This window comes from Citrobacter tructae (genome assembly GCF_004684345.1).
Lineage (GTDB): Bacteria > Pseudomonadota > Gammaproteobacteria > Enterobacterales > Enterobacteriaceae > Citrobacter > Citrobacter tructae.
Window position 1 is genome coordinate 2,119,947 of sequence record NZ_CP038469.1, and the last position, 23,479, is coordinate 2,143,425.

The 23,479-nt window shown below is 54.5% G+C and carries 19 protein-coding genes; 15 read left to right on the plus strand and 4 right to left on the minus strand.

Annotated elements, in window-relative coordinates:
* The first annotated feature begins 13 nt into the window (after positions 1-13).
* A complete protein-coding gene (locus tag E4Z61_RS11045; RefSeq protein WP_135322803.1) occupies positions 14-2,158 on the plus strand; it encodes a PA5441 family protein in 2,145 nt (714 codons plus the stop codon).
* Complete coding sequence (locus E4Z61_RS11050; RefSeq protein WP_135322804.1) at positions 2,128-2,844, plus strand: DUF3142 domain-containing protein; 717 nt, start codon at positions 2,128-2,130, stop codon at positions 2,842-2,844. The genes E4Z61_RS11045 and E4Z61_RS11050 overlap by 31 nt, the downstream gene beginning before the upstream one ends.
* On the opposite strand, the gene cueR is transcribed toward E4Z61_RS11050, so the two are convergent.
* Positions 2,841-3,251, minus strand: a complete 411-nt coding sequence (cueR, locus tag E4Z61_RS11055) for a Cu(I)-responsive transcriptional regulator (protein ID WP_135324924.1) — start codon at positions 3,249-3,251, stop codon at positions 2,841-2,843. The two genes, E4Z61_RS11050 and cueR, sit on opposite strands and share 4 nt — an antisense overlap.
* 290 nt (positions 3,252-3,541) lie before the next feature.
* Here cueR and E4Z61_RS11060 point away from each other — a divergent pair, with 290 nt between their 5' ends.
* The 10 genes from E4Z61_RS11060 (at position 3,542) to ybaK (ending at position 15,044) form a co-directional block, all read left to right on the plus strand.
* On the plus strand, positions 3,542-5,686 hold the full coding sequence (locus E4Z61_RS11060) for a TonB-dependent receptor plug domain-containing protein (protein WP_135322805.1): 2,145 nt from the start codon (positions 3,542-3,544) through the stop codon (positions 5,684-5,686).
* A gap of 2 nt (positions 5,687-5,688) precedes the next feature.
* Positions 5,689-6,513 (plus strand): heme/hemin ABC transporter substrate-binding protein, encoded by an 825-nt coding sequence (locus E4Z61_RS11065; protein ID WP_135322806.1) that lies wholly within the window; start codon positions 5,689-5,691, stop codon positions 6,511-6,513.
* A gap of 18 nt (positions 6,514-6,531) precedes the next feature.
* Positions 6,532-7,869 (plus strand): heme anaerobic degradation radical SAM methyltransferase ChuW/HutW, encoded by a 1,338-nt coding sequence (gene hutW, locus E4Z61_RS11070; RefSeq protein WP_135322807.1) that lies wholly within the window; start codon positions 6,532-6,534, stop codon positions 7,867-7,869.
* 12 nt (positions 7,870-7,881) lie between these two features.
* Complete coding sequence (gene hutX / locus E4Z61_RS11075) at positions 7,882-8,376, plus strand: heme utilization cystosolic carrier protein HutX (RefSeq protein WP_016155886.1); 495 nt, start codon at positions 7,882-7,884, stop codon at positions 8,374-8,376.
* A complete protein-coding gene (chuY, locus tag E4Z61_RS11080) occupies positions 8,376-8,999 on the plus strand; it encodes an anaerobilin reductase (RefSeq protein WP_135322808.1) in 624 nt (207 codons plus the stop codon). The genes hutX and chuY overlap by 1 nt, the downstream gene beginning before the upstream one ends.
* Positions 9,000-9,049: 50 nt before the next feature.
* A complete protein-coding gene (locus E4Z61_RS11085) occupies positions 9,050-10,042 on the plus strand; it encodes a FecCD family ABC transporter permease (RefSeq protein ID WP_240703868.1) in 993 nt (330 codons plus the stop codon).
* The gene (locus E4Z61_RS11090) at positions 10,039-10,809 is read left to right on the plus strand and encodes a heme ABC transporter ATP-binding protein (RefSeq protein ID WP_135322810.1); all 771 of its coding nucleotides are present in this window, start codon (positions 10,039-10,041) and stop codon (positions 10,807-10,809) included. Before E4Z61_RS11085 ends, E4Z61_RS11090 begins: the two co-directional genes overlap by 4 nt.
* A gap of 146 nt (positions 10,810-10,955) precedes the next feature.
* Positions 10,956-13,457: a copper-exporting P-type ATPase CopA gene (gene copA, locus E4Z61_RS11095; RefSeq protein ID WP_135322811.1), complete on the plus strand. Its 2,502-nt coding sequence runs from the start codon at positions 10,956-10,958 to the stop codon at positions 13,455-13,457.
* A 111-nt stretch (positions 13,458-13,568) separates the two neighbouring features.
* On the plus strand, positions 13,569-14,363 hold the full coding sequence (locus tag E4Z61_RS11100) for a TraB/GumN family protein (protein WP_135322812.1): 795 nt from the start codon (positions 13,569-13,571) through the stop codon (positions 14,361-14,363).
* 201 nt (positions 14,364-14,564) lie between these two features.
* Positions 14,565-15,044, plus strand: coding sequence for a Cys-tRNA(Pro)/Cys-tRNA(Cys) deacylase YbaK (ybaK, locus tag E4Z61_RS11105; RefSeq protein WP_135322813.1), 480 nt, complete (start codon positions 14,565-14,567; stop codon positions 15,042-15,044).
* A gap of 52 nt (positions 15,045-15,096) precedes the next feature.
* Here ybaK and ushA read toward each other — a convergent pair whose 3' ends face one another.
* The gene (gene ushA, locus E4Z61_RS11110) at positions 15,097-16,749 is read right to left on the minus strand and encodes a bifunctional UDP-sugar hydrolase/5'-nucleotidase UshA (RefSeq protein ID WP_135322814.1); all 1,653 of its coding nucleotides are present in this window, start codon (positions 16,747-16,749) and stop codon (positions 15,097-15,099) included.
* A gap of 162 nt (positions 16,750-16,911) precedes the next feature.
* On the opposite strand from ushA, the gene E4Z61_RS11115 reads away from it, so the two are divergent.
* Both E4Z61_RS11115 and ybaL read left to right on the plus strand, forming a co-directional pair.
* Complete coding sequence (locus E4Z61_RS11115; protein WP_135322815.1) at positions 16,912-18,132, plus strand: MFS transporter; 1,221 nt, start codon at positions 16,912-16,914, stop codon at positions 18,130-18,132.
* A 225-nt stretch (positions 18,133-18,357) separates the two neighbouring features.
* Complete coding sequence (gene ybaL / locus E4Z61_RS11120; protein WP_135322816.1) at positions 18,358-20,034, plus strand: YbaL family putative K(+) efflux transporter; 1,677 nt, start codon at positions 18,358-18,360, stop codon at positions 20,032-20,034.
* 56 nt (positions 20,035-20,090) lie between these two features.
* Here the strand turns inward: ybaL and E4Z61_RS11125 are convergent, their stop codons facing one another.
* On the minus strand, positions 20,091-21,395 hold the full coding sequence (locus E4Z61_RS11125) for an inosine/guanosine kinase (RefSeq protein WP_135322817.1): 1,305 nt from the start codon (positions 21,393-21,395) through the stop codon (positions 20,091-20,093).
* A gap of 153 nt (positions 21,396-21,548) precedes the next feature.
* Here E4Z61_RS11125 and aes point away from each other — a divergent pair, with 153 nt between their 5' ends.
* Positions 21,549-22,508 (plus strand): acetyl esterase, encoded by a 960-nt coding sequence (aes, locus tag E4Z61_RS11130; protein ID WP_135322818.1) that lies wholly within the window; start codon positions 21,549-21,551, stop codon positions 22,506-22,508.
* Here the strand turns inward: aes and hemH are convergent.
* On the minus strand, positions 22,505-23,467 hold the full coding sequence (gene hemH, locus E4Z61_RS11135) for a ferrochelatase (RefSeq protein WP_135322819.1): 963 nt from the start codon (positions 23,465-23,467) through the stop codon (positions 22,505-22,507). The two genes, aes and hemH, sit on opposite strands and share 4 nt — an antisense overlap.
* Positions 23,468-23,479 lie beyond the last annotated feature (12 nt).

Sequence of the window (23,479 nt, forward strand, 5' to 3'; positions counted from 1 at the left end):
AGGAAAAAAGATTATGGTCAGGAAGACATCCCTCGCCTTTGCCGTGTGTACATTGCTGGCGGGTGCTCCGCAGGCATTCGCTTCTTTCGATATGGAAGATTGCAAATGGAGCGATGAAAGCTGTCTGCTAAAAGGCATCCCGGTACTCAGCCCGGAAAACGATTCCCGCGATAATCTGCTGCGACTGTTAAGCCAGGAGAAATCATTCGCCCTGCCGGTGCAGTCACTGCCTGCGGACCTTACCCGCTCCCGCGATTACTATTTTGCTTATCACCCACAGTGGGACGAAATCACGCCGCCAGCCGCCGCGACAGTGGAGCAACGTGCAGATGATACGCTTGCCCGCCAGATGGCCGAGTTGCAGATCGCCGCCGGAGAGATAACCACTGACGACGCAGAGCATGAGAATCGTCATGTGTCGAATAATACGGCGAGCGTCAGCCAGTTCTTTGCCGCGCTGTTGGCTGATACCACGTTGACGGTTGAACAACGCCAGGCGTTATCCCGGGCGCGTCTGGGGCTGTTGTCAGGCGCAACCGCTGAGCAAATAGTGTCCTCTCTTACCACAATCCCAGCCGATTCATCCGCCCAACAGTACAAAACCTATCTGATCGCCGCCGCCCGTTTCTATGAAGGCGACTACGCCAACGCACAACAAAATTTCACGCAGCTTGCCACAAGCGACCGCCCGTGGCTGGCAGAGACCGCGCAATACATGCTGATGCGCACAGCGCTGAACAAGAGCAGTCAGAACAGCGTTGGCGAATACGGCGATTTTGATAGCGCAAAAATAAACCGCCAGGATGCCAGCCAGGCACAGACCCAGACACAAGCCTATCTGCAACGCTTCCCGCAGGGGCTTTACGCCGACTCCGCACGCGGCATGTTGCGCCGTATCAACTGGTATCTGCAAGCGTGGCCGCCGCTGGCAGGGCTGTATGAGCAGGCTTTTCAGCAGACAACCGACGCACAACAACTGCGCAAGACGGTCATCGAATACGATAATGTCTTTGGCATGCAGTTCCTGGAGCAATCCGCAGTTGAGACCTTCCCGGATGCCCCGCTCATCAGCTATATCGAACTTCTGCGCGCGCTGCGTCTGAATAACGATAACAAACCAACGCTGACGCAGGCCCAACTTGATGCCAACAAAGCGGTGTTTGAAAAGGGCGGAAAACTGCCGCTGTGGCGCGATCTGCAGCTAAATCTGTGGATGGCGACGGGTAACTACGCGGCCATTGTGCAAGCCGTAACTCCCGCACAAAAACTACCCGCACACGATATTCTCGCTTTCGGTGAGCAGGTGCTGTACGGCGAAGCGCTGATGGGGCAACAGCAGTGGCCCGCCGCGCGCACGTTCTGGCAGCAACTGCTGAAACTGAGCCAGGATCCCGAACAGCAGCAGTATGTGCAGGCCAAGCTGGCGGCAACGCTAGTCTACAGCGGCGACGTTGCTGCCATTTTCGCGCCGGACAGCGCGGTGACTAACCTGCGTTTTCGCTCGCAAGTGCTGAAAGCGCAGGCAACCCCGGAACTGCTGCGTCAGCAGGCCACTCAAGGCCCAAACAACGAAGAGCGCACCATCGCCCTGCATACATTGCTGGTACGCGATCTCACCGAGAACCGTTTTACTGACTGGCTGAATGACAGAAAACTGGCCAGCACCATCACGCCACCGGTCATTAGCGAGTCGTTTGCTGACGTTAATCTGAGCACCTTTGACTGGAATGGCGATGCCGCTCAAGCCGGTTACACCTGCCGCAGCCTCGATGAAACGGTCACGGTGTTAAGCAAAAAAGCGGATGATGCCCACGCACTGAACTGTCTGGGTGAATTCTTCCGCACTTCACAAACCCATGTTGATTTATGGACGGACAGCGCCGGTAACGACGTGCTGGCATCAGCAATCTCTCGCAAGGAACCCTTCGGTCAGTTCGACCGCCAGAGTTATTACCAGCAGGTGATCGCCTCACCCAAAGCAGAAGTCGAGGATAAGAGTTTTGCGCTGTACCGGGCCATCATGTGCTACGCGCCTTCGGGTTCGAACGAATGCGGCGGTGAAGAGGTGGATAAGTCGCAGCGTAAAAGCTGGTATACACAGTTGAAGTCGCAGTATCCGGGAAGCCCGTGGGCGCAAAAACTCAAATACTACTGGTAATCGCGCTGCTGGCCGCACAGGCTCAGGCCACAGAGACAGTCACGGCCCGCGAACATCCGGCTTTTTGGTTATGGTCTGGGGTGAAGGCCAGCGACGAACTGCGTGATGCGCAGACGGTCTACCTGCATCAGGGCGAAGTCCTGACCCGCTCGGGAAAGGTGGTTTTTCAGCGTCTCGGTCTGCCGGTTAGCCATCTGACCTTTCCGTCAATCTGGCTGACCGTGAGGTTTACCACGCTCGACGTGCCGGAAGCGATCCCGGCACGCATCATACGGTTGATGCAACGTTGGCAAGCGGCTGGCAATCACGTAGTCGGCCTGCAGGTTGATTTTGACGCCGCAACTCACCAGCTCGCCGATTACGCCCGTTTTCTACAACAGCTGCGCCAACAACTGCCGTCAGAGTACGCCCTTGGGGTGACCGGACTGCTGGACTGGGCTAAGACCGGCGATGTCGCCACGCTGAACGCGTTACCGGTTGATGAACTGGTGGTGCAGAGCTATCAGGGTCGTCACACGGTCGCCAACTATCAGGAGTATCTGCCCGCACTCACCCGATTACGCATTCCGTTTAAGCTCGGGCTGGTACAACACGGGAGCCGGGATGTGCAGGCTGAAGCGCAACTGAAGAAGTCAGCGTGGTATCGCGGTACGGTGGTCTTTATGCTGCAACCACCTCGCGGCTAGGCCTTCGCTTTGTGGTGGCAGCAGCCGGAGAGATTATCAATAATCGGACATTCGGCGCTATCATCACCAGGGCAACTGTCCGCCAGCGCCAGTAAATGTTGGCGCATAGCCTGTAGTTCACTAATGTGCCGCTCGATGTCCGCCACCTTTTCTAACGTACGCTTTTTTACATCTGCGCTGTGACGCGCCGGATCGTTAAACAGGTTCACCAGTTCGCCACACTCTTCGAGATTAAATCCAACCTGCCGCGCCTGGCGCAGCAGCGTCAGTTCATTCAGATGTTGTTGGTTGTATGTGCGATAGCCATTTTCGCTACGCAGCGGCGGCGTCACTAAGCCTTTTTCTTCATAAAAGCGTATCGCTTTGCTGGTTAAACCGGTTTTTTTCGCAACATCGCTAATATTCACATTTCCCCCGCAGATCTTGTTGGTACTGAGCCCCATTATAGCCCACATTGTCCTAATCCTTTACCCGAGAACCCCGCACATTTCCCACCATCAAAGCGATGCACAAATCCTTTTAATTCACATTGTTATATTCGATTCACATCACATTTCAGCATTTATCGACCGCTCAAAATTGACTCAAATCAAAAGATGTATTGATTCTACACCTTTCATATTGAACAAATGGAAACAATCTTATATACAAACGCGAATGATAATGATGATCATTTACATTCAATAAAGGTTCTCTTATGTTGCCACGGATTAACCAAAGGCCATTTACTCTTTCAGCCCTGACATTATGCATGTCCGGCGCTGCTTTTGCAGCTACCTCTACAACACACGCTTCTTCACCCGACGATGATACGGTGATCGTCACGGCTAACCGCACAGAAAGTAGTCTCTGGGATAGCCCGGCAACCATTCAGGTTATCGATCGCCAGACGCTGCAAAACTCCACCAGCGTTTCTATTGCTGATGATTTACAAGATATCCCCGGTGTCGAAGTCACCGATAACGCCCTCGCAGGCCGGAAACAAATTCGTATCCGTGGCGAAGCGTCTTCACGGGTGCTGATTTTGATAGACGGTCAGGTCGTCAGCTACCAACGTGCCGGACAAAACTACGGAGCCGGTTTGCTGATTGACGAATCCGCGCTGGAACGCATTGAGGTGGTCAAAGGCCCCTATTCTGTCCTCTACGGTTCGCAGGCGATTGGCGGCGTCGTGAATTTTATTACGAAAAAAGGCGGCGATAAGCCTCTCGGCGGCAGCGTTAAGGCCGTTTATAACTCCGCAACGGCAGGATGGGAAGAATCGGCAGCGGCCTGGGGCAGCATCGGAAACTTTGACTACCGCATCAATGGCAGCTATTCCGACCAGGGGGATCGCGACACACCTGACGGAAGATTGCCTGACACCAACTTCCGTAACAACAGCCAAGGTGTGTGGCTTGGCTACAACGTCGATCGCCACAAAATTGGACTCTCCCTCGACCGTTACAAGCTGTCCACTCAAACCTGGTTTGATGACCCGGAAGGCCAGTTCGACGACTTTAGCGTCAAAATTCCTAAGCTGGAACGCGAGAAAATTGGTCTTTTCTACGACTACGCAGCCGACGGGGATTACCTGAAGAACATACATATTGATGCATACACTCAGACAATAGAGCGTAAATTTGAAAACCGGGTCAAAACGACCCAGGTAATCCCCAGCCCGATGATTAAAGCGCTGACGGTAAGCAATCAAACCAATACCAACGACAAACAGTATACCCAGGGGTTAACACTGCAGGGCAACTTCTCCCTTCCTGCCAACAACGAGCTGGTGGTTGGCGCTCAGTATCAGCATGACAAAATAAAACAGGACACGGACGGCAGTACGCGCCAGACCGCGGCTACCGGCTTCTTCGATACGCAAACCCGCACCCTGTCATACAACGAAGCGGAGCAAAGCAACACCTCATTGTTCGCACAAAACGACTGGCGCTTTGCCGATGACTGGACGTGGACCGTGGGCGCACGCCAGTACTGGCTGTCTTCGAAACTCAATCGCAATGATACGCAAACCATCCAAAGCAGCGGTACTACCTGGCAATCCACCGGGGGAAATTCAGTTCACGATGATGAACTGGTTACCTCAACCAGCCTGCGCTATTCCGGTTTTGAAGATCTTGAACTCCGGGCAGCATACGCCCAGGGTTATGTTTTCCCCACGCTTACTCAGCTATTCACACAGACGTCCGCAGGTGGCAGCGTTACCTACGGCAACCCAAATCTGAAAGCGGAACACTCGAATAACTATGAGTTAGGTGCCCGTTACAAAGGGAATATGTGGCTGATTGACACTGCCATCTACTACTCAGAAGCCAAAGACTATATCGCCAGCCTGGCCTGTTCGGGCAAACCGGTTTGTAACGGCAACACCACCTCTTCGCGCGGCGGTTATTACTACTACGACAATATCGATCGTGCCAAAACCTGGGGCATGGAACTCACCGCAGAATACAACGGCTGGGCGGTTTCACCTTACCTGAGCGGTAATCTTATTCGCCGTCAGTACGAGGGCGACACCATTAAAACCTGGGATACCGGCGAACCCACGCTGACCGGGCGTGTTGGCCTGAAACATACCTGGTTGATGAATGTCGCTAACGTGACGTCCGATGTCTTTATCCGCGCGGCATCCAACGCCAAAGATAATACCGGCACCACGGAACTCAACTATCCAGGCTGGGCCACGCTTAACCTTGCATTCAACACCGAGTTTGGTCCGCAGGACCAGTATCAGGTCAACCTCGCGCTCAACAACCTGACCGACAAGCGTTACAGAACCGCGCATGAATCTATTCCAGATGCTGGTTTCAATGCCGCCGTTGGCTTTGCGTGGAATTTCTGACGATGAAAAAACTCCTGATTGGCTTACTGAGCCTCGCCTGCGTTTTCAGTGCCCAGTCCGCCGACCGCCTGGTAGTGGCGGGCGGCTCGCTTAGTGAACTGATTTACGCCATGGGCGTCGGCAACCGAGTGGTCGGCGTCGATGAAACCACTTCGTACCCGCCCGAAACTGCCGCACTCCCGCATATCGGCTACTGGAAGCAGTTAAGCAGCGAGGGCATTTTATCACTGCATCCGGACAGCTTTATCACCTGGCAGGATGCAGGCCCTCAAATCGTTTTGGATCAGCTGCGGGCGCAAAAAGTGAACGTCGTTACGTTGCCGCGCGTACCGGCCACCGTCGAGCAGATGTACGCCAACATCCGGAAACTGGCTCAAACACTGCATATTCCTGAACAAGGTGAAACGTTGGTCAATCGCATACATCAACGTCTGGATCGTGTTCAGCACAGCGTGGCGGGAAAAAACGCGCCGGTCAAAGCCATGTTCATTCTCTCCGCTGGCGGCAGTGCGCCACAGGTCGCCGGCAAGGGTAGCGTTGCCGATGCCATTATGACTCTCGCAGGCGCACAAAATGTCGCCAACCACGTGCAGTACAAAAGCTACAGCGCGGAATCGCTGATCGCTGCCAACCCGGAGGTCATTGTGGTGACGTCGCAAATGATCGACGGCGATCTGAATCGTCTGAGCGCAATCGCCGGTATTACTCACACTGCGGCCTGGAAAAATCAGCGCATTGTGGCGGTAGATCAGGCGCTGATTCTGGGAATGGGGCCTCGCGTCGCCGATGCGGTTGAAGCCCTGCACCAGCAATTCTGGCCTCACTAACTGGATTTATAAAGAAGAATGAAAACTGAACACTCTCTGGATCTCAGCGCGCATTTTGCGCTCGAAGGAAGTCAGCCATTTAAGGATCGCCGTGCCACAATGCCATGGCGCGGGGCGATCCCGGTTGCCAAAGAGCTATTGTCACAAACCTGGCAGGATGTCATCAGCCAGCCCACCCCGCCGCGTAAACGGCTGGTGTACTTGCATATCCCTTTTTGTGCTACGCATTGTACTTTCTGTGGGTTTTATCAAAACCGGTTTGAAGAGGATCACTGCGCCCACTACACCAACGCGCTATTACGCGAAATAGAGATGGAAGCCGATAGCGCATTACATCAGTCGGCCCCGATTCACGCCGTCTATTTTGGTGGCGGTACACCGTCTGCGCTGTCGGCACGGGATCTGGCGAGAATCATCACCGCGCTGCGTGAAAAACTACCGCTGGCACCGGATTGCGAAGTAACCATTGAAGGTCGGGTACTCAACTTTGACGATGCCCGCATCGATGCCTGCCTGGACGCTGGTGCCAATCGCTTTTCGATCGGCATTCAGTCCTTTAACAGCCGGATCCGCAAAAAAATGGCCCGCACCTCGGACGGCCCGACCGCCATAGCCTTTATGCAGGGGCTGGTTCGACGGGATCGCGCTGCGGTGGTGTGCGACCTGCTGTTTGGTCTACCCGGACAGGACGCAAAATTATGGGGCGAAGATCTGGCCATCGCGCGTGACATAGGTCTTGACGGCGTTGATCTCTACGCGCTTAACCTGATCCCGAATACGCCGCTGGGTAAAGCGGTTGAGGCGGGTCGCACGAGCGTTCCCTCTCCCGCCGAGCGCCGCGACCTTTATCTTCAGGGTTGCGATTTTATGGACCAGGCAGGCTGGCGCTGCATCAGCAACAGCCACTGGGCTCGCACCACACGGGAACGCAATCTGTACAACCTGCTGATTAAACAGGGAGCAGACTGTCTGGCATTCGGCTCTGGCGCAGGAGGGTCAGTCAATGGCTATTCCTGGATGGTCGAGCGCAATCTGACCACATGGCATGAATCCATCACCGCCGGAAAAAAACCGCTAATGATGATGATGCGTACCGCCGAGCGTGGTTTCCAGTGGCGACACACCCTCCAGGCTGGCATTGAAACGGCCCGCGTCCCACTGGATGAACTTACGCCTCATGCACAAAAACTGACCCCACTACTGACCCAATGGCATCACGCAGGACTGACGCGAGATGCCAGCACCTGTTTGCGCCTGACCAATGAAGGGCGTTTTTGGGCGAGCAATATTTTGCAGTCTCTTGATGAACTGATTCAGACACTTAACGCGCCGCGTATTGCGGTAGAGCAACCATAAAAGGAGTGAAGTATGAGCCATGTTTCTTTACAGGATTTTTTGAAAACTGAGCCGGACGGTACGCTGGAAGCTATCGCGGCCCAGTACAACACCACGCTGCTGGAGGTGGTGAAAAACCTCCCCTCCCCGACGCTGGTTTCCGGCGATCAATTTGATACCGTCTGGGAAACCGTCAGCGAATGGGGCAAAGTCACCACCCTGGTCCATACTGCTGATGTCATTTTGGAATTCACCGGTGAATTACCTTCCGGATTCCACCGCCACGGTTACTTCAACCTGCGCGGCAAAAAAGGCATGACCGGTCATATCAAGGCAGAAAACTGCACGCATATTGCCCTGATTGAACGCAAATTTATGGGAATGGACACCGCGTCCATTCTCTTCTTTAACCAGGCGGGTAGCGCAATGTTCAAAATTTTCCTCGGTCGGGATGAGCATCGCCAGCTATTGGCCGAACAGGTCAGCGCCTTTCACGCGCTATCTTCATCCTTAAAGGAACATGCTTGATGGCTCCATGGCTCATTTTTGGTGCGGGTGGTAGCGGCGTCGGCGCAAAAACGCTTGAGCTCGCACTCGCGGAACAACGTCCGGTGATTGCCGTCATTCGCAACGCACAGGCCGCTGCCAGGTTGCAGGAAAAAGGTGTGCAGGTCTTCATCGGCGACGCCTGCGATAGTCAAGTCACCGCCTGTGCTTGTCGCGCTGCGGGTCAACATGCCACGGTGATCTCCTCCATGGGCGGTGCCCAGGATTACCTGGCGCACAGAACCGTTATTGATGAAGCAGAAAAAGCTGAGATCAAACGCATGATTCTGGTGACGTCGCTAGGCTGTGGTGACAGTTGGCCCTTTTTGTCCCCACGCGCCAAGGCCGCATTTGGTCAGGCGGTACGGGAAAAATCGTTGGCTGAAAGCTGGCTACAAACCAGTCAACTGGACTACGCCATTCTCCGCCCTGGCGGTTTGCTGAACGGTGAAGCCACAGGCCAGGCGCAACGGATACAGGCTCAGGAGTGTCATGGTTTTGTGATGCGTACAGATGTTGCAAAGCACATTCACGAGCTGGCCACAGCGCCAGCACTCAATAACCAGATTTACAGTTTGGTTGAGCCAGGACTAAAACCCGCGTAAACCCCTCGCGGCGTGGAACTCCGCGCCGCAAAGACGTTATGGAGCGTTGCGTGCTTAAGGATTCGCTTTCTTCCGTCAGCATCCTGACGGGTCTTTCTCTCTTGCTGGTCGCTCTGATGCTCTTCGGTGCCAGCCAAGGGGCACTGAACATTAGCTTCAGCGCCCTGTTTAACGACGAATACCGTGATATCTGGTTGAACATCCGCCTGCCTCGCGTGCTATTGGCCGTTCTGGTAGGCGCCGCGCTGGCTACGGCTGGGGTCATCATGCAGGGACTTTTTCGCAATCCGATGGCCGATCCTGGCCTGCTTGGCGTCAGTAGCGGCTCCGCGCTGATGGTCGGCATCGCGATAGTTACCCCATTTTCATTCCCCGTGGTGCTGGTGCTGTATGAGCAAATGATTTTTGCCGTCGCGGGCAGCATGGTGGTCTGCACGATTATTTTCCTTATAAGCCAGCGTCATAACCACGGTGGAATGATGCAACTGCTGTTAGCCGGTATCGCTATCAATGCCCTGTGCGGTTCGGCTATTGGCGTGCTGAGCTATGTAGGCGATGAGCAGCAGCTACGTCAACTTACGCTGTGGATGATGGGAAATCTCGGTCAGGCCCAGTGGCCAACGCTGCTGGTTGCCAGCACTTTTGTGCTTCCAGCCATTGTTGTAACCGTCAGCATGGCGGGAACACTTAATTTGCTGCAATTGGGCGATGAAGAGGCGCATTACCTCGGCGTAAACGTCAAACGTAAGCGCCAGCAGTTATTGTTGCTCAGTTCGCTACTGGTTGGCGCTGCCGTTTCCGTCAGCGGCGTGATTGGCTTTATTGGCCTGGTGATCCCGCATTTGATCAGAATGACTACTGGCGCCGACCATCGCTGGTTGATTCCCTGCTCTACGCTGGCGGGCGCTTGTTTACTCCTGATTGCCGACACGCTGGCCCGTACTCTGGTGCAGCCTGCCGAAATGCCCGTTGGCCTGTTAACCAGCCTGATCGGTGGACCGTACTTTCTGTGGTTAATACTGCGTAGTCGGAGGGTGTCATGATCGTCGCTGAAAATCTGGTCTACCACATTCACGGGAGACGACTGACCGACAACGTTTCTCTGACGCTGCCCGATGGAGAGATCATCGCGATTCTTGGCCCGAATGGAGCCGGAAAATCGACGCTACTACGCCAGCTTACGGGGTATCTGCAGCCCCACAGCGGGCGTTGTAGCTTGTTTGGCAAGCCGCTGAACGAGTGGTCAATCACCGAGCTGGCAAAAACCCGTGCCGTGATGCGCCAGAATAATCATATGGCCTTCCCGTTTAGCGTTCAGGAGGTCATTCGCATGGGCAGGCATCCGTATCGCACGCGCAACACGGGCGATGAAACGGAGCACATCATGACGTTGTGTGATTGCCAGGCGCTGGCCGCGCGTGATTATCGACATCTATCGGGAGGAGAACAACAGCGGGTACAGTTGGCGCGCCTGCTGGTTCAGCTTTGGGAGCCCGAGCCTGGGCCGAAATGGTTGTTTCTCGATGAACCCACCTCCGCCCTGGATATTCACCACCAGCAGCATCTTTTTCGTCTGCTGCGTCGTCTAGTTCGTGAACGGCAGTTTAGCGTCTGCTGCGTCCTGCATGACCTCAACCTTGCCGCGCGCTATGCCGACCGCGTGGTATTGATGGAAAACGGCAGGATAGTGGATAACGGTCGTCCACAGGATGTCCTGAAGCAACCGTCGCTAAATGCGCTGTACGGCGCCGATCTCACGGTGATGAATGAACCGGAGCATCGAACGCCGCTTATCGTCCTTAATCAGTAAATCACCGGGAACGGCCTGTCGCTGCGTTCCCGTTTTCTCTCCTTTTCCTGTTTTTTCATCTTTTTTAAAAACACCCTTGACCTTCACCTTGCTGGAAGGTTTAACCTTTATCACAGTCAGTTAAACCCGTAATAAAGGAGTGTGTTATGTCTCAAACCATCGACCTGACTCTGGACGGATTGTCCTGTGGTCACTGCGTTAAACGCGTCAAAGAAAGCCTCGAGCAACGTCCTGACGTTGAGCAAGCGGATGTCACCGTGACACAAGCGCACATCACCGGGAGCGCCAGCGCCGAAGCGTTAATTGAAACCATCAAACAAGCCGGCTATGGCGCGGAGTTAAGCCACCCAAAGGCTAAACCGCTGGCGGAGTCATCAATCCCGTCGGAAGCGCTGACAGCGGTCTCTCCTGAGCTTCCGGTAGCGACGGCTGAAGATGACAGCCAACAGTTGCTGTTAAGCGGCATGAGCTGCGCCAGCTGTGTTTCCCGCGTACAAAATGCGTTGCAAAACGTACCGGGCGTCACACAGGCACGGGTAAACCTGGCGGAGCGTACTGCGCTGGTGATGGGCAGTGCATCCGCCGCAGATTTAGTCCAGGCGGTTGAAAAAGCAGGCTACGGTGCGGAGGCGATCGAAGATGACGTTAAGCGTCGCGAACGCCAGCAGGAAACAGCCGTTGCTACCATGAAACGCTTCCGCTGGCAGGCCGCCGTCGCACTGCTGTTGGGCGTACCGGTCATGGTGTGGGGCATGATTGGCGATAACATGATGGTCACCGCTGATAACCGCAGCCTGTGGCTGGTGATTGGTCTGGCAACGCTTGCTGTGATGGTCTTCGCGGGCGGTCATTTCTACCGCAGCGCGTGGAAAAGCCTGATGAACGGCACCGCCACCATGGATACACTGGTGGCGCTGGGTACAGGTGTAGCATGGATCTATTCCATGAGTGTCAACCTCTGGCCGCAGTGGTTCCCGATGGAAGCACGACACCTTTATTATGAAGCCAGTGCGATGATTATTGGTCTGATTAACCTCGGACATATGCTGGAAGCCCGCGCCCGCCAACGCTCTTCCAAAGCACTGGAAAAACTGCTCGACCTCACGCCACCGACGGCGCGCGTGGTGACGGAAGAAGGCGAAAAAAACGTGCCGCTGGCCGACGTTCAGGCAGGCATGTTACTGCGCCTGACTACCGGTGACCGCGTACCGGTAGATGGCGAAATCACCCAGGGCGAAGCCTGGCTGGATGAAGCCATGCTCACCGGCGAACCGATCCCACAACAAAAAGGTGAAGGCGACAGCGTCCACGCAGGTACCGTGGTTCAGGACGGCAGCGTGCTGTTCCGCGCCAGCGCCGTGGGTAGCCACACCACACTGTCGCGTATTATTCGCATGGTCCGTCAGGCGCAAAGCAGCAAACCTGAGATTGGCAAGCTGGCCGACCGCATCTCCTCGGTGTTCGTTCCGGTGGTGGTGGTTATTGCACTGGTCAGCGCCGCTATCTGGTATTTCTTTGGCCCGGCCCCGCAAATTGTCTACACGCTGGTGATTGCCACCACCGTACTGATTATCGCCTGCCCTTGCGCATTGGGCCTGGCAACGCCGATGTCGATTATTTCCGGTGTCGGTCGTGCCGCAGAGTTTGGGGTTCTGGTACGTGATGCCGATGCACTACAGCGTGCCAGCACACTGGATACCGTGGTATTTGATAAAACCGGGACGCTGACCGAAGGTAAACCACAGGTTGTCGCCATCAAAACGTTTGGCAATACCGATGAAGCGCTGGCAATTCGTCTGGCAGCGGCCCTTGAACAGGGTTCCAGCCACCCGTTGGCCCGCGCGATTCTGGACAAAGCCGGTGATGTCACGCTGCCGCAGGTCAACGGTTTCCGCACGCTGCGCGGTTTGGGCGTCAGCGGCGAAGCGGAAGGGCATACGCTGCTGTTGGGCAACCAGGCACTGCTCAATGAACAGAAGGTAATCACTACAGAGATGGAAGCCGAAATCACCGCACAGGCCTCTCAGGGTTCAACCCCGGTCCTGCTGGCGATTGACGGCAAAGTGGCCGCGCTACTCGCGGTACGTGACCCACTGCGCAGCGACAGCGTGGCGGCACTGCAGCGTTTGCACCGCGCCGGGTATCGTCTGGTGATGCTCACCGGTGACAACCCGACTACCGCTAACGCCATTGCCAAAGAAGCGGGCATTGACGAAGTGATCGCGGGTGTCCTGCCGGATGGTAAAGCCGAAGCGATTAAACGCCTGCAAAGCCAGGGACGTCAGGTCGCAATGGTTGGTGATGGGATTAACGATGCTCCGGCACTCGCCCAAGCCGACGTAGGGATTGCGATGGGTGGCGGTAGCGATGTCGCCATTGAAACCGCGGCGATTACGCTGATGCGCCATAGTCTGATGGGCGTGGCAGACGCACTGTCTATCTCGCGGGCCACGCTGCGTAACATGAAGCAGAACCTGCTCGGCGCGTTTATCTATAACAGCATCGGCATCCCCGTTGCCGCCGGGATCCTGTGGCCGTTTACCGGAACTCTGCTCAACCCGGTGGTTGCCGGGGCGGCGATGGCGCTCTCGTCTATAACAGTAGTGAGCAACGCCAACCGGTTGTTACGCTTTAAACCGAAAGAGTAAGCCTTTGCCGGATACCGTTCATTAACGCGTATCCGGCATTTCATCATCGGGTGAACTTATTGCGACTTTCCTGACCACGCGCTAGCATGGGATTTTTCAACGGGAGGCCGCATGGATCTGTTATACCGGGTAAAAGCATTATGGTCTGCACTGCGCGGCCACCATTATACCTGGCCTGCTATAGACATCTCGTTGCCCGGCAATCGCCATTTTCATCTGATTGGCAGTATTCATATGGGCAGCCGTGAAATGGCCCCCCTGCCAGCAAAACTACTGAAAAAACTCAACCGCGCTGACGCGCTGATCGTTGAAGCCGATGTTTCCGGAGACGATGCGCCGTTTGCTAACCTCCCCACTTTTGCTGCACTGGAAGACCGCATCAACGACGAGCAGCTCAGCCATCTGCAGAAAGTCAGCGCAGAGCTGGGTATTTCCCCTTCCCTGTTTTCCACCCAGCCTTTGTGGCAAATCGCCATGATATTACAGGCAACCCAGGCGCAGCAGCTGGGATTACGCGCGGAGTACGGGATTGATTACCAACTGCTGAAAGCGGCAAAACAGGCGCAGAAACCGATCGTTGAGCTTGAAGGTGCATCCAGTCAGATTGACCTGTTATGTCAGCTGCCGGATAACGGTCTGGCGTTGCTGGACGATACCCTGACGCACTGGCACACCAATGCCCGACTGCTGCAGCAGATGATGGGATGGTGGTTAAAAACGCCGCCGCAGAATAGCGATCTCACATTACCCAATACATTCAGTCAGTCGTTATATGACGTCCTGATGCACCAGCGTAATCTGGCCTGGCGGGACAAACTCTACGCGATGCCTGCGGGCCACTATGTGGTGGCAGTTGGCGCACTGCATCTTTATGGCGAAGGGAATTTACCGGAGATGTTGCGATAAAAAAATGGCCAATATTTCTATTGGCCCGTCAAAGAGGAATTTCATCGTTATTATTATGCCGATGCTTAAAGCGTCGGTGTAGATCGATTGTCGCTCAAAGTCAGCATCCTGCCAATACTAATGCGCAAGATGGTACTATTTTTTAGACCGCCATCAGGCGTATGCTTTAGCCGTATTTTGTCTGAGCTAGGAAAAATTGCTATGACACCCGCTGTTAAATTGCTCGAAAAAAACAAAATTTCGTTCCAGATCCACACCTACGATCACGATCCGTCCGAGACCAACTTTGGTGACGAAGTCGTGCGCAAGCTAGGTCTGAACGCGGACCAGGTCTACAAAACGCTGCTGGTTGCCGTGAATGGCGATATGAAACATCTGGCCGTAGCCGTCACGCCGGTGGCAGGTCAGTTGGATCTGAAAAAGGTCGCCAAGGCGCTGGGCGCGAAAAAGGTCGACATGGCCGACCCAATGGTGGCTCAACGTACAACCGGTTATCTGGTAGGGGGCATCAGCCCGCTGGGGCAGAAAAAAAAATTGCCGACGCTCATCGACGCGCCAGCCCAAACGTTTGACACCATTTATGTTTCCGGCGGCAAACGCGGGCTGGACATCGAACTGGCGGCGGGCGATCTGGCGAAAATTCTGGATGCTACATTCGCCGATATCGCGCGCCGGGATTAAGTACCCGTAGGCCGGATAAGGTGCTTGCACCGCCATCCGGCACTCCGCCCTGTTATTGCCAGATCACCTCACCCTTCGGCTCATACTCACCGACATCCAACGGTGAATTTTTCTGCACGTACTCTTTCAACACTTCCGCATCAATAAATCCAGTATTCACATAGCCCGGCTTGTTATCAATTCGCGGATAGCCGTCACCGCCGGTGGCGTTGAAACTCAGCGTTGCCATGCGATAGGTTTTTGTCGGATCGACGGGCTCGCCCTTGATCTTCAAATCGTTCAGTTTGCCGTCTTTCGCCACAAAACTAACGTTGGCAAATTGCGGGTAAGCACCAGAGTCCGGCTTCATTTGCGCGACGGCGGTCAGATAGTCAATCACCTCTTTGCCGCTCATATCGGCATACACCACGATGTTGCCAAACGGCTGCACCTTGAGCACACTTTTATAGGTAATGTCTCCGCCTTCAATAGAGTCACGAACACCGCCGCCGCTCATCACGCCAAAATCAGCGCTGGTACGCGCCATTTGTGCAGCCAGCAGCAGACGTCCCATATTGGTCTGCACAAAACGGACTTTACTGCGATCTCCTTCCAGACGCCCGTTGACGCTACCAATTTTTACCTCCAGCTGCGCTTTGCCTTTATTCTGGAACGGCGTCAGCAACGAGAGCATTTGCTGATTTTCAGCGATTTCCGGGGTGAAAAGTACGCGCTCACTTTTACCGTTATCCCAGGTCACTTTCTTCTTCAGGTTTACCGGAATGAGCTGGTAGTTAACCATTTTCATTTCGCCATTGCGGAATTCAAAGTCCGCGCGGCCTACATATTTTCCCCACTCATGCGCCTGCACGATCCAGATACCGTTTTGCTTATCGGGCGCACACGGGGTTCCCGGTACGTAATCAACCTGCTTTTTGTTTTCGGATGCCATGCATACCGGATCCTGTGAGTGACCACCCACAATCATCGCCAGCGCGCCTGCGGGCAGGCTGCGCGCCATTTCCACATCGCCAGGGGCGTTCGAGCCGTGGTTGCCGTTGTCGTAATGTCCCATGTGAGTGGTGGCAATAATGACGTCGGGCTTTTCACCCATATTGAGTTCCTGGATCACCAGCTTCGCTTCGTCCGCGGGTTTGCGGAACTCGATATCGGTGAAAAATTCCGGATTACCAATTTTCGCCGTGTCGTCAGTGGTTAAACCGATAACGGCAATTTTTAAATCCTGGCGCTTAAAGATGGCCCAGGGTTTAAATAAACGCTCGCCGGTGCTTTTCTGGTAGATATTAGCGGAGAGAAACGGGAATTTAGCCCATTTTTCCTGCTGTCGCAGCACGGTAAGCGGATTATCAAATTCGTGGTTTCCCACCGCCATCGCGTCATAGCCTACCAGGTTCATACCGCGAAAATCAGGTTCAGCATCCTGGAGATCAGACTCCGGTACGCCGGTATTAATATCGCCGCCGGAAAGCAGCAGCACGCTTCCGCCTTCGGCTGCAACCTCGTGACGAATACCGTCCACCAGCGTTTTTTGCGCTGAAAGCCCGTATTCGCCGTATTCGCTGCGCCAGAAGTGGCCGTGGTGATCGTTGGTATGCAGAATGGTTATTTTATAGGTTTTATCTTTTTCGTACGCCTGAGCAGGCTGACCTGCCAGCGCAAATGCGGCAAATAATGCCAGCGCCACGCCCCGTTTCAAAAATTTCATGCTTCTCTCCCTGACTCAATATCAACCGCTGAAATTACAATGATATGAAATAATAGCCGAAAATGTTTTCAGAAATGAGACTTCCTTCAAACACCTTCCGCAGGTATGTTAGTCGGATAATAATTACACCTGCTCCTATCTCACCATTATTGAAGTGGACCTATGGCAACGAATCAAACCGCTCAACCGCTCCCCGGCTCTGCTGCGCCGTCGCAAAAAGCACGCACCTCATTTGGCATTTTAGGAGCGATCAGTCTCTCCCATCTGTTAAACGATATGATCCAGTCGCTGATCCTGGCGATTTATCCGCTGTTGCAGTCAGAGTTCTCGCTGAGCTTTATGCAGATCGGGATGATTACCCTGACCTTCCAGCTCACCTCCTCCCTGCTTCAACCGGTGGTGGGTTACTGGACAGATAAATATCCGATGCCGTGGTCGCTACCTATTGGCATGTGCTTTACGCTGAGCGGGCTGGTGTTGCTGGCGATGGCTGGCAACTTCCACATGGTACTGCTCGCCGCCGCGCTGGTCGGTACGGGTTCATCGGTGTTTCACCCGGAATCGTCCCGCGTGGCGCGGATGGCCTCCGGTGGTCGTCATGGTCTTGCCCAGTCTATTTTCCAGGTTGGCGGCAACTTCGGCAGCTCTCTGGGGCCATTGCTGGCAGCTGTCATCATCGCGCCATACGGTAAGGGTAATGTAGCGTGGTTCGTGCTGGCAGCATTGTTAGCGATTGTGGTGCTGGCGCAAATCAGCCGTTGGTATGCAGCCCAACATCGGATGAGCAAAGGTAAGCCGAAAGTCGCCATCGTTAACCCACTGCCGCGGAACAAAGTGGTGCTGGCGATTAGCATTCTGTTGGTGCTGATTTTCTCCAAATATTTCTATATGGCGAGCATCAGCAGCTATTACACCTTTTATCTGATGCAAAAATTCGGATTATCGGTACAAAACGCGCAGTTCCACCTGTTTGCCTTCCTGTTTGCCGTTGCGGCCGGGACGGTAATTGGCGGACCGCTAGGCGATAAGATCGGCAGAAAATATGTTATTTGGGGCTCTATCCTCGGCGTAGCGCCATTTACCCTCGTTTTACCCTACGCAACGCTTGAATGGACCGGGATTTTAACCGTGATCATTGGTTTTATCCTTGCATCAGCCTTTTCTGCCATTCTGGTCTACGCACAGGAGCTGCTTCCGGGACGTATCGGCATGGTTTCTGGGCTGTTTTTCGGTTTTGCCTTTGGCATGGGTGGCTTAGGTGCTGCTGTGTTAGGGCTGGTTGCCGACCATACCAGTATAGATTTGGTCTACAAAATATGTGCTTTCCTGCCACTTCTTGGGATACTGACCATATTCTTACCTGATAACCGACATAAAGCCTGATTTTATGACGGCCAAAAGTAAACTTTGGCCGTCATCACTTACAGTGACCATCAGCGTTTGCTCTATGCATACCCCCACAGTTTTCCGATCCGTGCCTTTTTACGCCTAAATTCCCATTTTTATCAAATTTCAATAATTATTCATAAACATAAACATTAAAATTGTCATAAACTATTACTCGGAATTAGGGTTTTCAGGATCATCACAGCAACCAAAGGAGACGGAATGCATCACGCCACCCCGCTTATCACCACCATTGTTGGTGGCCTTGTGCTCGCTTTTATATTTGGCATGCTTGCCAATAAACTGCGTATTTCTCCTCTGGTGGGATATCTGTTAGCGGGCGTTCTGGCCGGTCCATTTACACCTGGTTTTGTTGCTGATACTAAGCTTGCGCCGGAATTGGCGGAACTTGGCGTGATCCTGCTGATGTTTGGTGTGGGACTGCACTTTTCGTTGAAGGACCTGATGGCGGTAAAGTCCATCGCCATTCCCGGGGCGATCGCCCAGATAGCCGTGGCGACGTTGCTGGGTATGGCGCTTTCAGCAGTGCTCGGATGGTCGCTGATGGTCGGTATCGTCTTTGGATTATGTCTGTCAACCGCCAGTACCGTGGTGTTACTGCGTGCGCTTGAAGAACGGCAGTTGATTGACAGCCAGCGCGGGCAAATCGCCATTGGCTGGTTGATTGTCGAAGACTTGATGATGGTGCTGACGCTGGTTCTCCTGCCAGCCATCGCCGGTATGCTGGAAAAAGAAGATGTCGGCTTTGCTTCGCTGGCCGTCGATATGGGCATAACCATCGGTAAAGTGGTGGCGTTTATCGCCATTATGATGCTGGTTGGCCGTCGCCTGGTTCCGTGGATTATGGCCCGCAGTGCCGCCACGGGCTCGCGTGAACTGTTTACCTTGTCGGTGCTGGCTCTCGCCTTAGGTATCGCTTTTGGTGCCGTGGAGGTGTTCGACGTTTCCTTCGCTCTGGGCGCGTTCTTCGCTGGTATGGTGCTAAACGAGTCTGAGCTGAGTCACCGTGCGGCGCATGACACTCTGCCTCTGCGCGATGCTTTTGCGGTACTGTTCTTTGTTTCCGTCGGCATGTTATTCGACCCATTAGTTCTGATTCAGCAACCGCTGGCAGTGCTGGGCACGCTGGCGATTATCATCTTTGGTAAATCTCTTGCAGCCTATTTCCTGGTACGCCTGTTCGGTCACTCCCAGCGCACAGCGCTCACCATTGCCACCAGCCTGGCGCAGATTGGTGAATTTGCCTTTATTCTCGCAGGCCTTGGAATGGCGCTTGGCCTGTTACCGCAGGCTGGACAAAACCTAGTGCTAGCTGGGGCAATCCTGTCCATCATGCTGAATCCAGTCCTGTTCGCCGTGCTGGAAAAATACCTCGCGAAAACCGAAACACTGGAAGAGCAGACGCTGGAAGAAGCTATCGAAGAAGAGAAGCAGATCCCGGTCGATATTTGCAATCATGCCCTGCTGGTTGGCTTTGGCCGCGTCGGCAGTCTGCTCGGGGAAAAGTTGATGGCTGCGGGTATTCCGCTGGTGGTTATTGAAACGTCACGTACTCGCGTTGACGAGCTGCGTGAACGCGGGATCCGCGCCGTGCTGGGCAATGCGGCCAACGAAGAGATCATGAACCTTGCGCATCTGGACTGCGCGCGCTGGCTGCTGCTGACCATCCCCAACGGTTATGAAGCGGGTGAGATTGTCGCTTCCGCACGTGAGAAATGCCCTTCGATTGAGATTATCGCCCGCGCGCATTATGACGATGAGGTGGAATACATCACCGAGCGCGGTGCTAATCAGGTGGTGATGGGCGAACGTGAGATCGCCCGCACCATGCTGGAACTGATTGAAACACCGCCCGCAGGTGAAGTGGTGACGGGTTAACCAAAACGTAGGCCCGGTGAGCGATAACACCACCGGGCAATTTCACGCAATGCCCCTTAACGTTCCCAGTAAGCCTCTTCGAGGCTGTCTTCCCGCTCCGGCAATCCGCGCGTCAGGCGCGGTGAATGCTGGTTGAGCACTTGATAACTCACGCGATTGGCATATTTACACACCTGCGCTAACGAGGAATAGGTCAGCCAGGTGTATTTGTGTTTGCTGGAATTTGGCACATTTCCGCGATGGTAGCTGTTCGCCGTAATATCATGCAGCAGGGCTGCCAGCGCACCGTCGCCCGCGCCGTTAGTGTTCATGATTTTTTCCGGCCCGCCCATATACGGGGCGATGTGCGAATAAATGCGCAGCGGTTGGGTACAGTCTTTATGGCGCATCGCGCGGCTGAACTCGTACTGGTTGAATTCGGCAATGGCTCCTGGCAGCAGTGGATGCTGGGTTTTGCGTTTGACCTCATCTTCCGTAAAACCGGCCATATACAGCCCCACCGGACCTGCGGTACAGAGTACCAGGTCTACCCAATCCAGCGCTTTGTCGGACGCCAGCAGCGGGTCATTCAGGCCGGTCAGCGCTTCTGCCTCTTCTTCATTCATCGCCAGAATGGAAACATTCTCTTTCAGGAATTCCTGCCACCACTGCGGGTTATCCGCAATAACGAATTTGGTCCCTAAGGTCAGCACCACTGGGACATTGTGTTTTTTGGCGAACTCAATGGCCTTCATGGTCGCTTCCGGCATCGGCTCACCCGGCTCACAGCGCACCAGATACGAGGTCAGCACCAGCGCAGAGGCTCCGGCAATCACCGACTCAGGAATGCTGTCCGCCTGCAGTTTGTTCATGTGACCTGGGCTGATGGCGAAAGTACGCTCACCGGATTCCCCAATCAGAGTGAAGCAGCGACCAATAGGACCATCAACGCCTTGCAGGTAGTTCAGATCGGTACGGCTGGAGGTATTGCATAAATAGCGATACGCGTAGCTGCCAATCTCAATATTACTGCACATGACGCCCAGCAGTACCGAGCGGTCATCCGCCAGCACAGAGTAGTTGTGCATGGTGTTACCAATAGTGCCGCCCGCAAACTGATGGGTGATTAAGTTTTCACGCACCAGCTCCTGGTAGAGCGCCTCAGCAACATCATCAGCAATCACCAGAGAATGCCCAGCGCTTAATCCATAACGTTTCACAAAGTCGTCATCGACTTTGGCTTCTATATCCACCAGAGTTTGATCGATACCGACGACCCAGGCGGCGCTGGTCTCGTTTTCAGGCTGAATTTGTTGCAGCAACGGATCGCGCGCGCTGACGGGAAAATAGTGTTTGGATTTGCGTTTGCCGGGAAATTTCATGGTCGATTTTACGGGTGGTTAACTGAGCGATGCATGGTAGCACATTCCATCCTGCGCACGCGACGCAGCGCTAACTTTCAATATCGGACGGTGAGATCGCAGTTTATCCGGCGTTAATTTCTACAATAGCTCACCGTTCACAAGGAGCGTTTTATGAAGCCGGAAAACAAAATCCCTGTCCTTGACCTCATTTCAGACGAAATGAAAACCGTGGTGAATTTTCATCGCGATGACCTGCCCCCATGGCCCGCAGCGGATGATTTCGTTGCCCAGCGCCAACACTACATACATGAGCGCCAGTTCTGGAATGCCGATGCCCCACAGATGAGCACCCGAGAGTGCGTCATCTCTACCGCTTGCGGCCCGGTGGCTACGCGGATTTATTCTCCACAGTCCCACAGTCAGGCCACGCTGTACTATTTGCACGGCGGCGGTTTTATACTCGGTAATCTGGATACGCATGATCGCATTATGCGTTTGCTGGCGAACTACACACGATGCACAGTGATTGGCATCGACTATTCACTTTCACCGGAGGCCCGCTTCCCACAGGCCATCGAAGAAATTGTCGCCGCCTGCCAGTACTTTTATCATCATGCAGCTGACTATTCTCTCAACGTGGAGAATATTGGTTTTGCTGGTGATTCCGCTGGCGCCATGCTGGCACTCGCCAGCGCGCTGTGGCTACGCGACAAACAGATTGCCTGCGGTAAGGTCGCGGGCGTGCTGTTGTGGTACGGACTGTACGGTTTACGGGATTCGCTCAGCCGAAGGCTGATGGGCGGAGCATGGGATGGTTTAGCGCGCGAAGATCTGCAGATGTACGAAGATGCCTATCTGCGCAGCGCCGAGGATCGCGAGTCACCCTACTATTGTTTGTTTAACAACGATCTCACTCGCGATGTACCACCGTGTTTTATCGCTGGCGCGGAGTTTGATCCACTGATTGACGACAGCCGCTTACTGTTTCAGACGCTACAGGCGCATCAGCAGCCCTGTCAGTACAAAATGTACTCCGGCACGCTGCACGCCTTCCTGCACTACTCGCGAATGATGAAAACCGCCGACGATGCCTTACGAGATGGTGCACGTTTCTTCAGAGCGCAGCTTTAGCGATAGGCTGCGGTCAATTTCAACATCATCTCGATATGCTCCGGTGCGTCATTCAGCGCCGGAATGTACTCATATTTCTGACCGCCCGCCTCGAGGAAAATCTCCCGGTTTTGTTCGGCGATTTCCTCCAGCGTTTCGAGACAATCGGCAGCAAAGCCCGGACACATGACCTGAATATGCCGGGTGCCTTTTTCCGCCAGCATTTTCAGCGTTTCGTCGGTATACGGCGTCAGCCACGGCTCCCGACCGAAGCGCGACTGGAAGGTCATCATTACTTTTTCCGGCGCTAAACCCAGTGCCGATACCAGCTCACGCGTGGTATCGCGACAGCGTTGCGGGTAGTCATCACCTTCATCGGCGTAACGCTGCGGAATGCCGTGGTAGGAAAGCAGCAGTAAATCGGGTTCGCCGTGCCGGGCAAAGGCGTCGCGGGCGCTTTTGGCCAGCGCGTCAATATAGGCGCTATCGTCCGCGTAATCGCGAATAAAAGAGACTCCGGGGATCGCGCGCTTGCGCGCTAAAATTCGCGCCAGTTCATCCCACACTGCGGCCACCGTTGAACAGGAATATTGTGGGTACAGCGTTAGCACCACAATGTGATCAACGCCACTTGCCAGCAATTCATCGACCGCACTCTCCAGCGAGGGTGAACCATAGCTCATCCCCAGGGCGACTGGCGTATCCGGCAGGGATTCTGCCAGCGCCTGCTGTTGACGGCGGCTGTAGACCATCAGCGGCGAGCCTTCATCCATCCAGATTGACTGGTACAGCTTCGCCACACGTGGTGCGCGTAGCGGTAAGATCACACCGCGCAGCAGCGGCCACCACAGCAGACGGGAGGTATCGACCACGCGCGTGTCGCTTAAAAATTGACGCAGATAACGTTTAACTGCTTCGGGAGTTGGGGCATCGGGGGTGCCGAGATTAGCCAGCAGGATACCGGTTTTCGTCTGACGCATTACCGCCTCGTA